Source organism: Elusimicrobia bacterium HGW-Elusimicrobia-1 (assembly GCA_002841695.1).
Lineage (GTDB): Bacteria > Elusimicrobiota > Endomicrobiia > PHAN01 > PHAN01 > PHAN01.
Genome location: PHAN01000002.1, coordinates 1 through 18,696 on the forward strand (window position 1 = coordinate 1; position 18,696 = coordinate 18,696).

Here is an 18,696-nt window from a genome sequence, read left to right on the forward strand (position 1 = left end):
GTGCGCGCGCGGGACGGAGCGCAGAACGTGTCGGGCTATCCGTCGTATTATTCGGTTACCGTCGACACGACGCCGTCGCAGGTGGACAATCAACAGACCGGCGACGACGAATGGCAAAGGGTGAGCGGCAAAACGTACAAGGTATTTTTTCAGGATTCCGGTTACGCCCAAAGCGAGCTTCACAGCATACAGTACGCCGTATCTACGACACCGATACTGGGAGCGCCACTTCGTATCGACTGGACAGACATAGAAATCCCGCCGATAGGCCAGCCCTCTTATCTGTCGGAGTGGCGTGTCTCATTTACGCCCTTAATGGAGAACGTAACCAATTACGTCTCCGTGCGGGCGGTCGATCTTGCCGGTAATGCGACGACATACACGGACGCGTTTTATGTTAAAAAGGATATAACATCGCCGGTTATAGACGACCAGCAATCCGGCGATTCTTCGTGGATAAAAGAATCCCGGGCGGCGGGATACTCCGTATATTTCCAGGACGACGGCGGATCCGCTCTGGCTTCGGCGCAGTACAGGCCGGCGCGCTATCTGGCCGGAGGCGCGACTTATTATCCCGCCGACTGGACGGATATATTTTCGTCGTATCAGCAGAATTATTACGGATTAAACTGGGTCCCCGATTTCGGAACATTGACCGAGGGGGAGAATCACATACTCGTTCGCGTTTATGACGGCGCCGGCAATGCGCAGAGTGTGACGCAGTATCCTCAGCCGTTTTACGTCCGCAAGGATACGACCCCGCCCGTCGCCCTTAATAATCAGTCGGGCGATAATACCTGGCGCACATCCAACAGCGGATTCTATAACGTGGATTTCAGGGACGCCGCTTCCGGATCCGGCGTAATGAGATTCGACATCCGAGTGTCGACGACCGCCGGCGGATTGCCGCCTTACGTTTCCGATTGGACCGCCGTTTTATCCACGTCGACGTATGAATACACTCAGGACTGGGCGCTGCCCGCTTCGGTGTGGAATCAGATGAACTCCTCCTCGCGCCGCTATTACATATCCGCTCGCGCCGTTGATTTTGCCTATAACACGTCGACGGCGCTGACGGACGCTTTTTATGTTTTCAAAGATACCGCGCCGCCCCGCGTTCTGAACAATCAAACGGGCGATGACGTGTGGCAGCGTTATGGCGGATCCGTTTATAATGTCGATTTTGAGGATAAGGAATCGCTTCTGCGAGGCGCTCAATATATCGTAAGGTCGGGTCCGTCTCCGTCGGATACCGCGTGGCCGCGCGGGTGGCTGAACATATTTACATCCACCGGAACTTCGGGATATTACAACGACTGGAGCGTGTCGTTCGCCGATTTATGGGAAGGGACGAACTATGTGTTCGTGCGCTCTTCCGACGGAGCGGGTCATTCTTTTGAGAGTTCGCAGCCGGTGTTCTACGTCAAAAAAGACGCCTCGGAGCCCTGGATTGAAAAGAGCCAGACGGGCGATTTGTCGTGGCGCTCGTCGAGCGGAACGCTTTACGGCGTGTTTTTCAACGATGCGGTGTCGGGTGTTACCACCGCGCAGTACCGGATTACCGATCCGTCCGGATCGACTATTTTTGACTGGACAAATATTTTTTCCGGCACCGCATCTTATCAAAGCTACGCTTCTTCGTGGTCTGTTTCCTCGGCGGCTTTCGTCGTTCTCCCCGAAGGAACGACGAGCCACGTATTCGTAAGGTGTTACGACGCCGCGGGTTACGTAAAGACATTGAGCGAGGCGGCTTTCTTGATTCTCAAAGATACGACTCCTCCGTTTGCCGTCGTCAATAACGACTACTACGAATACACCCATTCCGACTGGTTTGTCGACGCGGATTTGTTCGACGCAAAAACCCCGGGAAGGCAGCCGGGCGCATCGGGATTGTCCTCTGCCCGCTACGCGATATACACTTCGACGGGAATGACGGGAACAGAAAGGAAAGGATGGACGGGTATATCCGGTCTGACGGCGGGCGCGACATATTTTGACACCCCGTGGAAAATCGATTTTACCGCTCTTCCCGTCGGAACGACTTGCTACGTGTCCGTGAATATCGCGGACCTGGCTCAAAATACGTCTACGCATATAGACGCGTTCAGAGTGCTGCGCACAACCCCCACCGCGATGATAATTACCATAAACGAAACGGACACGTACGAATGGCACGGTTCTAGCGACGCTTTTCTGTCGAGATACTTCGACGTCGATTTCGCCGTTGGTCAGGATGCCTTTGTGTCGACGGCTGCGGTCGTGGTTTACGACGCGCCATACGGCGGCGGTAATCTTCTCGTGCCGGAAACAATCGTAATATCTACCGGCGATGTCGTGGAATACAACGATGACTGGCGCGTCATTCCCGCGACTTTCACGCCCGACTACGCCATTTGGGCGCAGTTAATCGAAGGTGTCAATTATGTCGCAATAAAGGCCTACGATTCCGAAGGCGCCACTTCAACACTCTACGACGTATTCGTTGTGCGCAAGGATACCACCCAGCCGACGGTACCGCTGCTTTCCTCGCCGCTCGACGGCGGAGCCACCAATCAGAATTCGGTTGTGTTTTCGTGGCAGGCGTCGTCGGATTTGACGAGCGGCGTAACTTTTTATCAGTTCGAGGTCTCGGCAAGCGGTGATTTTTCACCGCCCGAAATATCCTCGCAGGTATATACGAATCTTGTCATAACCGCGCTTTCGGGCGAGACGACGCATTTCTGGCGGGTCCGCGCAGCCGACGCCGCCGGCAACTTTTCCGCGTGGTCGTCGGTATTTTCCGTCAGGAGAGACACGACGCCGCCGACTGCGCCGGTATTGCAGACGCCCGCGAATGTTTCGGCTGCCAATCAGAATACGGTGTCGTTCGGCTGGGTGTCGTCGGAAGATTCTTTCACCGGTGTCAGAAGATATGTCCTTGAAGTGTCCTCGTCGCAGAATTTCAGCCCGATAAATATTTCGTCGGTTACCTTATCGACGGCGGCCCCGCTTTTGCTTAATCAGGCGACACACTACTGGCGGGTCGCCGCCGAGGATTGGGCCGGCAACCGCGCGACGAGCGCTTCTTACTTCAGTGTGCTTGTGGATACCACGCCGCCGTCGACGCCGGCTCTGTCGTCGCCGCTCGACGGTGAAACCACCGGACAGACGGCTATGTCTTTTTCGTGGGAGCCGTCCGATGATGGCGGTTCGCGCGGCGGCTCGGGCGTCGCGGCTTACGGGTTTTATCTTTCCACCTCGGCGGATTTTGCGATGACGGTTTCTTCGGAGCGCGTGACGTCGGCCGCCAACGCGATTGCCGTCGGCGAGGGAAAGTATTTCTGGAGAGTTCGCGCCGAGGATGCCGCGGGCAATTATTCCGGTTTCACGTCCGCCTATTCGCTTAATATCGACACCTCTCCGCCCGTAATCACGGTTAATCAGACCGGCGGCGGTCAGTGGATAAATAACACGGGCGCTCAATACGATGTCGATTTTTACGACGCCGTCGGAGGACTTGCCGCCGTGCAGTATGCGGTATACACGTCCAGTGAGCGCGCAGGCGGCACGCTTGTAAAGGATTGGACCGATATAACATCGCCCGCCGGCGCGGCGTACTTTACAAACGACTGGCAGATAGATTTTAACGCGCTGCCGCAGGGCGCGACTTGCTTTGTGTCCGCCAGATCATGGGACACTCTTTTGCGGTATGCCACACACTACAATGCGTTCACTGTTCTTAAAGACATAACGAACCCGTCGATATCCGACAATCAGCCGGGCGACGATTCGTGGAGAAAAACCGGCGCCGCCGTCTATTCCGTGGGATTTCAGGACGCTGGCGGAGCGGGACTCAGGGAATTTCAGATTAAGATAATGCGCGGCGCGCTTGGGTCGGGCGCTACTGTGCAGGACTGGACTTCATCGGGGACGTCCGTTGCGGGGACGACTTTCTATCACACGCCGTGGCCGTTATCCGCGGAGTCGTGGAACGCGCTGCCCGAAGGGCGCAACTATGTCTCCGCAAGAGTTTTCGACAATTCGTGGTCTCCGTCGCGGGGTTACAATTCCGACACACTCTCGGACGCTTTTTATGTCAGGAAGGACACCACGCCTCCCGTCGTCGTCAATAATCAAGCGGGAGACGATAATTGGCGAAACGCGAACAACGCTTTCTACAATGTCGATTTCCGCGACGCCGCGTCCGGTTCCGGCGTTCAAAGATTCGACGTAAGGACAGCCAGTTATCCGTCGGCCTCGGTGTTTCTTACCGATTGGATCGCGGTCATTTCCACGGCAACGCACGAGTACACGCCGAACTGGCAGTTGCCGTCCGCCGCGTGGACTTCCATAATATCGGGCTCGACGTCCTGCGTTTGGGTCAGAGTTGTCGACTTCGCCGATAATGAAACGCAGTCGGCCGATGTTTTTTACGTCCTGAAAGACACCGTCCCGCCGACCATAAATAATGCGCAATCCGGCGATGATGTATGGCGAAAAGACGGCGCTTCGGCGTATGCCGTAAGTTTTGAGGATACCGGCGGTTCCCGTCTCGGTAAATATCAAATCCGCGCGTCGAGCGTCGGTTATGCCGCGTCGCCCTATATATTCGACTGGACGGACGGATCGACGGTGATTTCGGGAGCCACTTCATATGCGACTCCGTGGCAGTTGACGTCGCAGCAATGGACGATGCTTGCTTCCGGAACAAACTATATTTCAGTGCGCGTCGTCGACAAATCCTTTTCAACGACGACCGTCGATGCGGCGTTTTATATTTTGAAAGACACTCAGCCGCCGACGGCTTTCCTCGATGTCGCGGGTTTTTCGTCCTCGCTCGCCTTTGAAATACCCTACACAGTTTCCGACGGGGGATTCTCCGGAATAAGTCACGTCAAAATATATTACACTTCCCAGACGGAACCGCCCTACACTTACACGCTGTATGCTTCGACCACGGCGAATCCGGCGTGGTTTGAGGCGTCCGTCGAAGGAACTTACGGATTCAGGTTAGTGCCTTATGATAACGCTCTTAACGCCGGAGCCGCCGACCCGCCGTCTTCGGCGACTGCGCCGGAGGCGACGGTTCTTGTGGACGCGACTCCGCCGTCGATAAATGACCAGCAGGCGGGCGACGATTCATGGCGCGCCGCCGCCAAGCCCGACGGCTACGCGGTTTATTTCAATGACGCCGGTTCGGGACTGGACACCGCGCAGTACATCGTGCGCGCCGGGCCGTCTCAGTATGACACCGTGGTCAAGGGGCATACCGACATATTCTCGGCGCTGGGGCAAAATTCATTCAACGATAAATGGCACCCGGATTTCGCCGCCCTTCAATCAAGCTGGAACTACGTATCGGTGCGCGCATGGGACGTGGCGGGAAAAACGTCTACCCTTGAAAACGTTTTTTACATCAAAAAGGATACTTCGTCTCCGGTGATTTCTTACAGTGATTACGCTTCCGGCGGCGACGAAATATGGCTTGCCGCCGCCCGCTCCGGCGGTTACAACGTGGATTTTTACGACGGACTGTCGATGATTTCCCGCGCCGATTACAGAATCGCGGCCTCCTCCGAGCCCTCGTCTCAGACAATATACGGGCCGCAAGCCATTGCCACGGCTGTCTCTTCGCACGGCTACGTCGCCGACTGGACGGTCAATTTCGCGGCGTTGAGGGAAAACTCCACCAATTATGTCCACGTTATACTTACCGACATAGCGGGCAACTCCGCCACGCACTACGCTTTTTTCGTTCTTAAAGACACTACGCCGCCGACTATAACGAACCAGGAATCCGGCGGCGATTCCGTCTGGCGGCAGACCGGACGGAATTACAGCGTTTTTGCCGGCGACAGAATATCGGCGGGGCGCACCGATAAACTGAAATCGCTGGAATACACGGCGCGCACGGCGCCGGCTTTGGGAGGAACCGCCCTTGTGTCGTGGACCACGCCTCAGGCGTCGGCCGTCAACATCGGGGCCACGTATTACGCCTCGCCGTGGCCTGCCGCGTTTGATTTGCTTCAAAACGGAACCAACTATATTTCCGTGCGCGCGGCGGATATGGCCGGCAACACAACCGCGTGGGTTGACGCCTTCCGCGTGCTTAAAGACACTCTGCCGCCGGTTATAGACGATAACCAGTCGGGCGATACCGCCTGGCGTAAGGCCAACAACGGGTCATACTCCGTTTCGTTCCGCGATGAACATTCCGGCGTAAAGTATTTCCGGACGTCCGTGCGCTCCGCTCCGTCGGGCGGAGGCGATTTGCTCGACGGGTGGCGCACGATTCTCGACAATATCAACGCCACTTACTATATGACGCCGTGGCAATTGAGCGCCGATGCCTTTCTGAATATGTCCGAGGGCGCCGGCAATTATGTTTCGGTCGCCTGTTACGACGCGCTCGGCAATTATTCGGTTTTGGAGGACGCGTTTTATGTCCGCAAGGATACCACCCCTCCCGTAATAACGGATAATGAGACCGATGACGAAACGTGGTATTCATCGTCGAGAAATTACAGCGTGAGCTTCAGAGACGCGGTTTCTCTGCTGGATTCAGCCCAGTACTATGTTTCGACCGGGCCTGCCCGCACGGGCCAACTTGTAAAGGGCTGGACCGCCATATTCTCCGGACTGAATCTTGATGAATACACATCCGCGCATCAGCCGGACTTCTCCGCGCTCTCTCAGGGATACAACTATGTTTCCGTTCGCGCGTTCGACGCGGCGGGAAACGTAACCTCTCTCGACGATGTTTATTTCGTCAAGAAGGACACTGTCCCTCCGTCGGTCATAACGGATATTTCGCAAGAGACGGGCGCCGGCGAAGGCCGGATAAACCTTTCATGGACGTCGCCGCTCGATCCCGCGCCCGGCGGCGGAATTTCTTACTACACGGTAAAATACGCCACATTCCAGATCACTGAATCCGGCTTCGACGGAAATCCCGCCGTCGGGACGTTTCTGCAGAATTGGAGCCCCGCTTTCTCCGGCGGCACGGAATACAGGACTTTGACGGGATTAAGCCAGGGACGTTACTACTATACCGCCGTAAAGAGTGTCGACGCGGTCGGCAATATTTCGCCCGCCGCCTTTTCGCCGCAGCAAACAATGGCCGCTGCGGATTCCTTGTCGCCTTACGCAGTGACCACGCTCGCCGCATCCGCGGGCGATTACGCCGGGCAGATACGACTCTCGTGGCTTGCGCCCGGCGATAACGGTCTCGACGGTAATTTGGCCGGAACCTATGTCGAGGGCGACGCTTATTCCGGATGGTACAGAATCCGCCGCTGGGAAAATACAAATCCCGTGTCAAATTTCGATACGGGCGGATATACCCAAATCGACAATCCGTTTGCGCCCGGAGTTGCCGGAAGCCGCGAGAACTACCTCGTCGAGGGTCTGAATCAGGGATCGACTTATTATTTTATGGCGCGCGCCGTCGATAAAGCCGGTAATTTTTCCACTTCAAACGCGGCATCATCCTTGCCCGCTCCGCCGGGCGCGGCTGCGGGCCATATGTTATGGGGATCGGGAGCGCTAAGCACTCCGAAAGTCAGCCGGTGGACACCTCCCGATTGGAGCGTTTCGGCCAACGCCGCCTCGGCCGCTTCGACGGTAAGGTGGACGCGAGTCGCGGCGTGTCCTGTTCTCAGAAATGAGAAAATAGTCGGTGTCCTGGCGGGTAACGCCGCCGCGGGAAGCGGAAAAATTTATTTGCAGAGGTTCGACGGCTCGTCGTGGACGGACATGCTCGGCCAGGTTAACTCCACGCTTATCGACGACAGATACAGAGCGTTCGACGTGGCTTATGAGCGGAACTCCGGACGGGCGCTGGTGACTTATTACAACGGAACTACCGGCGCCGTCGGTTATCGCGTATGGTCTTCCACGGCCGCCGACTGGGTAGTCGGAAAGGCCGCGCCTGTTTCATATGCGATGAGCGGAATGAGCGGCGCCGTGCAGTGGCTGCGTCTTGCGTCCCGTCCTTCGTCCAATCAGATAATTATGGCTGCGCTTGATTCCAATTCTTATATCTTCAGCGCCGTATGGGACGGCGCGAGCAATAAGTTTCTGTCGGTATCCACTATGGTGCATACGACGGCCGCGGAATCGAATATTTACGAAAGTTTCGACGTTGCGTGGGAAAGAAACTCCGGCCGCGCCATGGTTATGTGGGGGCAGCCGACCAGCACAATACGCTATTCGCTCTGGTCGTCGACGGCGTCCGTATGGGCCACGGTTTCCGCGGGCGGTCCCGCTTTCGGCGACGATATATACTGGGTTAAACTCGCCGCCGACCCGACGTCCGACCGGCTTGCGGTCACGGCGGTGGGAAGAACGCCGCCCCCCAGAAATCCTTCGTGGAACGTAAGCATTTGGGACGGCTCGTCGGCGTGGTCGGCGCCGCCGGCCAAAGATGCAGCCATTGAAACCAACGCCTCCCGCGCTGCGGACATCGCTTGGGAAAAAGATTCGGGACGTTGTGTTTCCGTCGCGGGAGACCTTAACTCGCGCGAGATTTCTTATCTGTTCTGGTCGCCGTCCGACGGGTGGCACGACCCCGTCTCGCAGACGGGAGCCCTCACGCCCAACACCGCGCCCAAGACGTCCGCCGGAACAATGAATCTTTCCGGAGACATCAACACCATAGGACTGCTCGGCGACCCGAATCAGAATAAAATTATGTGCTATGTTCTCGACCAGTCGGGAGCGTTGAGCGTGGTTAATTGGACGGGCTCGGCGTGGGCGGGGAAATCCGTAAGAGACACGGCCGTTTCCGACGGTACGCGCGAACCGTCACATATGGCGCTCGACCGTCACGACATAGTGCCGCCGACAATGGCGAACAATCAGACGGGCGACGACGTATGGCGCAAGGCAAACGACGGCGCATATTCCGTTACTTTCAACGATTCCGGCGGTTCAAATCTTTCAAAATTCCAGGTTAAAGCCACCACCGGTACGGCACAATCGTCGCAGATGATTCTGGATTGGACCGACAATATGACCTTCGCCGCTGCGCTTGATTCCTACGCGACTCCGTGGCAATTATCTTCGAGTGTGTGGAACGGTATCAGGGATGGAACCAATAGAATTCACGTTAAAGTATTCGACGGCGCCGGCGGTTCCGCCGTCGGCGAAAATCTTTTCTATATTAAAAAGGACACGACCGCGCCCACCGCGCCGTCTTTGTCATACCCGCTGACCGGCGCGGCAACCAACCAGACGCCGCTCTCATTCGGCTGGAACGCGTCGAGCGATTCGGCGTCGGGCGTCGCCGGCTATGAGTTTTACGTTTCGACCGCGTCCAACTTTTCGGTGTTTACGTCGTCGGAGTTCGCCGCGGGGCAGTCGGTCTCGCGCCCGCTCGCGTCCGCGTTGTATTACTGGAGAGTCCGCGCTCGGGACGCGGCGGGAAACGTGTCGGTTTATTCTTCGAGTTATTCCGTCGTTATGGATACCGCAGTTCCTTCGCGCATATCAAACGTCGACGGAGATTACGTCTGGAAAAAATCATCGGGGACAGCTTACGACGTAAGATTTTACGACGCCCTCGCCGGTCTGACGAGCGCTTATTACAGGGTCTGGAATTCCACCGGACAAAGCGGAACCATGATTTTCAACTGGACGCCGATAAACTCGCTTCCGATCGGCGCGACATATTACGAACAACCCTGGCCTCTGACGGCCCAGAGATGGGGCTTGCTCCCGAACGGCACGAACTATGTTTCGTTGAGGGTGTTCGATTCTGCGGCGAACTTCGCGGATTTTACCGACGAGTTCTTTATCCGCAAGGACGTCCTTGCTCCTTCGGCGCCCTCGCTTTCGTCTCCCGCTGACGGGAGCACGGGAAACAATACACAGGTCGCTTTCGACTGGTCACAGGCGACAGACGCGCATTCGGGAGTCGCCGGTTACGAATTCTACGTATCGACGGATTCCGCGTTTGCTGTGTTTGCGTCTTCGGAGTACGCATCGGCGCCTCCGGTCGAACGCAATCTTGGTTCCGGCGGCTATTACTGGCGCGTCCGCGCCGTCGACGGAGCGGGCAATTATTCAGCGTATTCGTCAAGCTTTACCCTGACGATTTCGACGTCGCCGCCTACGCCGCCCGTGCCGCTGAGTCCCGCCGACGGCCTGGCGTCCTCAAATCCGCTCCCGGTATTCGACTGGAGCGATTCCTCGTCGGAAAGCGCGGCTATCGCGTCCTACGAATTACACATCTCTACCGACATATTTTTCACGGTTAACGAGCTTTCGGCGCAGAGCGCCACGTCGTATTATGAAACCGTCGACCCGCTGGATTCGGGACGCTACTACTGGCGCGCCCGCGCCGTCGACGGAGCGGACAACTACTCGGAATGGTCGTCTACGCGGAGCATTGTTATCGACACGATATCGCCCTCGATAGACAACAAAGAGGCCGGCGGCGATTCGGTATGGCGAAACGACATAAAGTCCGGCGGGTACGACGCCGATTTCGCCGACGGCGGACTGTCCGGTCTCAATGATGTCGTCTATAAGGTGCACGCTTCTCCGTCGGAAGGCGGAGCCGTCGTAGTGTCGTGGGAAACGATAAGAAGCACTTATTCGCCATACGCGGCGGCATTCACGCCTCCGTGGACGGCCTCTTCGATGGAAAATAACATCGGAGTCGATTTCGCCGTTTTGCCGAACGGGACTAATTACATATCTTTGAGGGCATCCGACCTCGCCGGCAATGTGACGACTTGGATAGACGCTTTCAGAATAATGAAAGACGTGATTCATCCCACCGTTACAAATCTGATTCAGGGCGGCGATTTTACCTGGCGCAATTCGTCGGGCACGACCTATGGCGTGCAGTTCAATGATTCCGGCGGCTCGAATCTTTTGAAGTTTCAGGTCCGGCTTTCCACCTCGCCGGAACCGAATGCGGCGACTCTGCTGGATTGGACGGATCGCGTCGCGTCCATAAACGCGGCGGCGTATACGTCGCCGTGGCCGCTGACGGCTTCGCAGTTCGCGCTGCTGCCCGACGGAGCCACTTCCTACGTTTCGGTTCGCGCGCACGATTTGGCGGGCAATACCACAACGTGGTTCGCCGCATTTGCGGTTCTCAAAGACACCACGCTTCCGCACTGTGTAATAAACGAGCCGCCCGACCGAGGATGGCTGGTTTCAAACCCCGGAGCGATATGGGACGTGGACTTTTTCGACACTCCGGCTGCCGGCCGATTGCCCGGGTCGTCGGGGCTGAATAATATTTTGTACCGCGCGATAAGTTCCACGGGAGGCACGGTTATCGATTGGAGCGCGACGGCTACGTCGGTCGGCACGACATATTACGTCACGAACTTTGCGGTGGACTTCGCGAAACTTCCGGGGGGAATAAGCCGCGTCGACGTGAGGGCGGTCGACCTTGCCGGCAACGTCACGACTTACGTCGGAGCGTTTAATGTCAAAAAAGATACCGCCGCGCCGGTAATCGAAGTGGCCTTCGACACCGCGACGGTGACATGGATAAATACGTCGCGGAATTATAACGTAAATTTTTACGCGACGGGCGTCACCAATCTTGAGGCGGTTCAGTATACCGTCCGCGACGCTCCGTCGGGCGGCGGAAATTCGCGGGTTGATTGGACGAATATAGTCGCTCCGCCGGTGGGCGCGCCGTCGTACACCGCCGACTGGCAGGCGGCTTTTGCCGCTCTTCTTGAGGGCGGCACTAATTATGTGTCGGTAAGATGCTGGAACGCCGCGGGTTCGACGGTGACACTGACGGACGCTTTCAGAATATTCAAGGACGTCTCCGTACCGTCGATAGTCGACCGCGTCTCCGGCGACGACACTGTATGGCGAAGCACGCCGACGGCTCAGTATGACGTGGACTTCTACGACACGCCGTCGTCCGGCTCCGGCCTCGACAGATTCCTGCTGAAGGCCGCCACGGGACAGTCGCAAAGCGGGGAAATCGTGCGCGACTGGCAGGACGAGAAAATTCTTTCAGGGGCGACTTTTTACACCGCCAACTGGCCGCTTTCATGGGGCACTTGGAATTCTTTAAGGCAGGGAGCCAATTATATTTCCGCAAGGGTTCTCGACGGAGCGGGCAACGAAAGCGAACTCTCGGACATATTTTATGTCAGAAAAGACACGACCGCGCCGACGATAAACGACCAGCAGACGGGCGACACCGCGTGGCGCAAAACCAACTCCACCGCCGCCTACAAAGTATATTTTGCGGACAGCGGCGGCTCCAAGCTTTCCCGTTTTGAAGTCGCGGCGGCGACATCCGGCGTTTGGGGCGCGTCGGCTCTTCTTGCCGGATGGACGACGGCGCAGTCGTCAATAAATGCGGATGTTTATTCTTCGAGCTGGGCATTGCCTTCTTCCGTCTGGACCGCGCTCGAATCCCGCGCCACGAATTATATTTTCGTAAGAGCGTTCGATAACGCCTTGCCCGCCAATTCCACCTCGTCGGCGAGTTCGGTTTTCTATGTGCTCAAAGATACCGTTGCGCCGCGAATCATCGACAACGAGAACGTATCGCGCGGATGGATGAAAACCGATCCCGGAGCCGTTTGGAATGCAGCTTTTGAAGACGTCTTCGCGCATAATTCGGGGCTTGATACGGCTCAGTGGTCGGCTCGCGCCGCGCCCGACGGCGGCGGTTCTCTTGTCGTCGGATGGACGGATATATTCTCTTCGCTCGGGCAGTCGTCGTATTCGGACGCGGTAAACGCGGGCTTTAATATGCTCGGCGCGGGCACAAACTATATCACCCTGAGAGTTTGGGACGTGGCCGGCTCCACGACTTCTCTGGCCGACGCGTTCATCGTGCTCAAAGACACCTTCGGCCCGTCGATAACCGACACTCAGGCCGGTTACGACACATGGCTTGCCGCCGACCCGGGCGCCATATGGACCGCGGCTTTTTACGACGGACTATCGGGGCTCTCATCGGCATATTACTTCGTCAACTCGGCGGCAGGTTTCGGCGGGGAACAAGTGGCCGGGCCTTCGACGCTGTTTGAAGGCGTCGCCTCGCCGTCGCACGATGAAACGTTTGCTTTTGCGGCGGGCGATTTTGAACTGCTGGGCGAAGGGACATCGTATGTGACGGTGACGGCTTACGACGCGTTGGGCAACCGGACGACGTTTTACGATTTGTTCTACGTGCGCAAAGACGTGACTCCGCCGGTATGCGCGGACGAACAACCCGACGTGACGGCCCACTCGCAGAATGATGTGGCCGCCGTCGCGGTGAAATTCTACGACAACGGCGGTTCGGGTCTCGACCGCGTTCAGTACCGCGCCGCGCCGTCGGCGGGAAATCCCGCCGAGTACATAATCAACTGGACGGACATCGCGCTTCCGTCCGGGGCCACACATTACACGGAGGCGTGGTCTCTTCCGTTTGCGCAGCTGCCGAACCAGGCCACAAGCTACATCTCCGCGAGGGCTTACGACCTTGCCGGCCTCTCCACCGTTTACGTCGACGTCATGAGTGTCTATAAAAACGCTACCGGCCCGGGCATCACGGATAATCAGCCCGGCGACGATAACTGGCGCAATACCCTCTCGGGCGTATACTTCAATGTCGACTTCCAGTCGAATTCCGGTCTTCATCTCGACAAGTTTGAAATATCCGTCACCAGTTCCTCCGACGGAGGAGGCGTGCAGATAACCACGTGGTCGGTCATCGCGGCGAATATCGGCGCTGTCGGTTACACTCAAAACTGGCAGATTCAGCCGGATTCGTATTTCTTCAACCGGTGGCCGCAGGGGCTATCCTACGCGCACGTGAGGGTGACCGATCTGGTGCCGACATCCGCGGTTTTGTACAACGCTTTTTATGTCAGGAAAGACACGGCTCCTCCGTCGATAGTTTCCGCGCAGGAAGGCGACGCCGTATGGCGGGCGTCGTCGGGCACGCTGTACAATGTGGCGTTTTACGACTACGGTGTCGGACTTTCGTCGGCGCAGTATCTGGTGAGCCGTTCTTCGACCGATGTTTTGGGAACGGCTCTTAGCGGGTGGACGACAGTATTCGCGTTGAGCGTGCCGTCGACGGGCGGGCAGGCCGCCTACGTCACTCCGTGGGCGCCGGCGTTCTCGTTTCTGGCGGAGGCGGTCACGAACTATGTTTCCGTGCGCGCGTTCGACGGATTCGGCCACGCCTCATCGAGCTGGGCGGTGTTCTACGTTCTTAAAGATACGACGCCTCCGAGCGTTCCATCCGCGAGTATTCCGGAAGACGCGTCGCTCATTTCGTCCGCCGACGTTACATTTGAATGGGGCGTCTCGTCGGACTCGGCCTCGGGCGTGGCGGGATATGATTTTGAGGTCTCGACTTCCGCCGATTTCGGCGTACTCTCGTCCGCGTTTTATACAACGGAAACATCCACGCAGATTGCGCATAATTCGGGCGGATACCGATGGAGAATCCGCTCCGTCGACGTCGCCGGCAATCGCTCGGCATATTCGGCGTCGAGAGAGTTTCTGGTCGATACATCGTCCCCGTCCGTAGAAAATCTTGAGGCCGGCGGTTACGGAGTGTGGCTGTCGTCGAATCCGGGCGCGATATGGCGCGTATTTTTCTTGGATATCGGCATCGGGCTTACCACCGCGGAATACAGAATATGTTCCGCCGGAGGCAACGCGGACGAGGATGAATTGACTCCGTGGAGGGCTATATACGCGGGGACGCCTCTGAGTGTCTACGATTCGTCGTGGGCGATAAGCGGCGACGACTGGGCGAATATTCCTGCGGGAACGGCTTACGTGTCGGTTCGCGTATACGACGCGGTGGGGCTGTCGTTTATACTTGCGGACGCTTTCTTCGTAAAGAAGGACACCTCTCCTCCGTCGATATCCGGAGCCGATGCAATGCAAGGCACGGACAACGTCTGGCGTTCGGCGGCAAAATCCGGCGGCTACGACGTTAAATTCAACGATGGACATTCTCTGCTCAAAGACGCATGGTATGCGGTGTCTACGAACACGGCCGCTTCAGGGCCGCTTGCGGGCGACGGTTGGGTTTCGATATTCTCCAATCTGAACGATTCCGATTATGCCGTATCGTGGGCGCCGGCCTTCGCGTTTCTGTCGGAGGGCGTAACCAATTACGTAAGCGTGTCCGTCAGAGATTCGCTTATGAACCACGCGACATATTACGATGTTTTTTACGTTTTAAAGGATGTGACAAAACCCTCTGTCGTCAATAACCACGCGGCGGGCTTCGATACGCTGTGGCGCAAAGAAGACCCCGGCGCAATTTATGATGTCGACTTTTTCGACTTGGGCGGCTCGAAACTTTCTAAATTCCGGACACGCGTGACGACCGCCTCCGCCGGTTCGGGCGCCGTAGTGTGGGGTTGGACCGACCACAGCGACTTGTCGGGTCTGAATACCACGCATTACACTTCCGTGTGGTCGATGGATTTCCAAAATCTTTTGGAAGGATTCAACCGCGTTTCGGTCAGAGTATTCGACGCCGCCGGCAACGAAGAAACCCTTGCCGACGCTTTCATAGTCAGGAAAGATACTACGCCTCCGTCGATTACGAAAAACTCGACGTGGGACGAGGCGGCCTGGCGTTCGACTCCTCCGACGGTGGACGTGGATTTTGCCGATTCCGCCGGCGGCTCCGGAATAGCGGGCTTCGACATTATGGTGTCGACGGACTACGACGGGGCTTCCGAACTGGTCGGATGGACGCTGGTGGCTGCGACGGCGACTTATTCGTATTCGGCGGACTATCAGGTGCCGCAAGCGGTGTTTGATTTGATGTCGTCGGCGTCCACGAATTATTGCTTTATGAGAGTTTACGACGCGGCCGGCAACACGACCACCGCCGCCGGATACGTTTTTGTCGTCAATAAGGACACGGCTCCCGCCTCAATCGTCAACAATGAATCCGGCGGCGACCAATTCTGGCGGACGGGTTCCACGGCGAGAACTTACGACGTAAACGTTTACGCCGCCGGTTTGTCGCGCCTCTCATTCGTTGAATATAACGCTTTCAAAGACGGGGCGCAGACGCTCGGATGGGCTCCCGTGCCGGGTTTCTCCGCCGGCGTCGATTTATTTGAGGACGATTGGGCTATTGACCGCTTCGACGAACTTGTCGACGGCGGAACGCATTATATATCGGTGCGCGCCCAAACGGAATCGGGTCGGACGGTGACGCTCGAAAACGCTTTTATCGTCAAGAAAGATACGACCCCGCCGTCCGTGCCGTCCCTGTATTCGCCGCTCGACGGCTCGGCGACGTCGCAGGCCGCTCTGTCGCTGTCGTGGCAAATTGCGGCCGACCTCGGCGGAGGCACGACTGTTTATGAACTCTCGGTGTCGTCCTCGGATGACTTCGCCGTGATTCTGTTTTCGTCGTCCGCGCCGGCGTCGCAGTGGCCGTCGGTGACGCTGTCTCTGACGGAGGCCACGTATTACTGGAAAGTGCGCGCTCAGGACGCCGCGTCGAATTACTCCGGCTACTCCGCCGCGTATTCAGTCGCCGTAGACACAACTCCGCCTTCGCAGGCAAATCTTGCCTCTCCCGCCGACGGTTTCGCGACGAATTATCATCTGCCGGTTTTCTCGTGGAGTTCCTCGGAAGATTCGGGACCAGCGGGTATCAAAGGATATCGTCTGGAAATATCCACCTCGGCGGGATTCGTTCCTGTGTCGCACTCTTCTTATGTTTACGCGTTGCAAGCGTCCGCGGCGCTTGCACAGTCGGCCACTTATTACTGGCGCACTGTTTCGATAGACAGGGCGGAAAACTATTCGGAGTCGGTTTCAGCATACGCGCTGGTTTACGACACGTCGCCGCCTTCGGCGCCCGCGTTGATGGCGCCGTCCGATAATCACGCGACGAACTACGCTTCGGTTAATTTCGCGTGGACGGCGCAGGACGTCGGCCCGTCGGGAATCGGCGGATATGTCGTGGAGACGTCGACGTCGGCGGACTTCGCAAACATTGAATATTCGTCGGCGACCGGAGCGCCTTCTCATACCGCGGCGTTCGGCGAAGGTCTCTACCGGTGGCGCGTCCGCGCCTCGGACAGAGCGGGAAATCTTTCGGCTTATTCTTCTACGAGGACATTCGCCGTGGACACGACGTCGCCTTCGGCGGTTGCAATGACAGTGCCGGGGTCAGGCGCGAGGTTATCGTCGGCGACCGTGGTATTTGAGTGGCTGCCGTCGCAGGACTTCGGCCCGTCGGGTATCGCGGGTTATGTTCTTCGCGTGGCGACTTCTTCCGATTTTACGACGGTAGCGTATTCGTCCGCGGTCGGAGCCGACCGGATATACGCCGCCGTATCTCCCGCCGGAGGCATTTATTTCTGGCAGGTAAGAACTCTTGACCGCGCCGGCAACTATTCCGTTTCAGCGTCGTCGGAAATTACAATCGACACCCAAAGACCCCGCGCGGCGGTAAATCAGTCGGGCGACGTCGCATGGCGGTCCGCGTCCGGAACAGTTTACGATGTCGACTTCTTCGACGAGCCGCCGTCGTCCGGAGCGGGTCTTCGGGATGCGTATTACAGAGTTTACGCGTCCACCACGTCCGCCGGCCTGCCGTCGGGTCAGGAACTTGCGGGATGGTCTCAAATATTCTCCAAGACGCTTCCCGAAAAAACGACGCACTATACGTCGGATTGGAATATTGACGCTTCGTGGGGAAATCTGGCGCAGGGTTACAATTTCATATTTATTCAGGCAACAGATTTGGCGGGCAATTCCACGGATTATTCCTCGTATGCTTTTTACGTTAAAAAGGACACAGCCCCGCCATATTTCACCTCGGGCGAATCCGCGTATCCTTCGTGGGAAAACGCCGACAGAAACAGAGACGTGGGTTTCTTCGACGGCGGTTCGGGAGTAAAAACCGCGTCCTGCACGGTACGGTCCGCTCCGAACTTCGGCGGCAACGAACTTATACCGTGGACCACGGTATTCTATACGGAAACTCCGGCGGGGTCTTTCAGCGGCGGATGGAGTCCGGATTTCGGCCTTCTGGCGCCCGGCACCAACTATGTGTCCGTGCGGGCGGCCGACGACCTCGGTAATGTTGCGGTCTCAACCGATATATTCCGAATTCTCAAAGATACCGTTCCGCCTTCGGCCGTGACCGATTTGTCGGCCTCGCAGGGCGCGGTATCCGCTACCGTCGGGCTGATGTGGACGGCTCCGTCGGACGACGTCATCAGCGCGCCATCCGACCTGCGCGCGAAATCATATCTCGTCAAGTATAAAACTTCGCCGTTTTCGTCGACGGCGGACTTTCTGGCGTCGGGAACGACTTTCCAGTATGCTCCGCCTCCGGGTCTTCCGGGTTCGACTGAAAACCTCACGGTGACCGGTCTGACCGAGGGCGCCACTTATTGGACGGGGATACTCCCGTCGGACAAGGCCGGCAGTTATGCTTCGGCGATTTCCACGTCTTCGGCATGGGCCAAACGTGTGGCTCCGTCGAAGATTACGGGGCTCGCTGCGTCCGCGCCCGAAACGCTCAATCCCGGCGAAGTCCGCCTTTCGTGGACGGCGACCGGCAACGACGATTACTCCGGTACGGCGGCGGGCTACGCGGTCAGGTACGCCACCTACGCGTTTTCCGACGCGCAGTGGTCTTGGGTAAACTCGTATTCTCAGTCGTGGTCTCCTCTGCCGGCGGGTTCGCTCGAAGAGCGCGTGCTCTCGATGCCTCAGCAGGGAGCTACT

The 18,696-nt window shown here is 57.4% G+C and carries 1 protein-coding gene (only partly in view); it reads left to right on the plus strand.

Features of this window, described 5'->3' with window-relative positions; all coding sequences use genetic code 11:
• Positions 1-18,696: the 5' portion of a hypothetical protein gene (locus tag CVU77_01035; GenBank protein ID PKN02033.1), read on the plus strand. Its footprint extends 5,298 nt past the window's final position; the window shows 18,696 of its 23,994 coding nt (coding positions 1-18,696); the start codon lies at positions 1-3; its stop codon lies beyond the right edge, outside the window.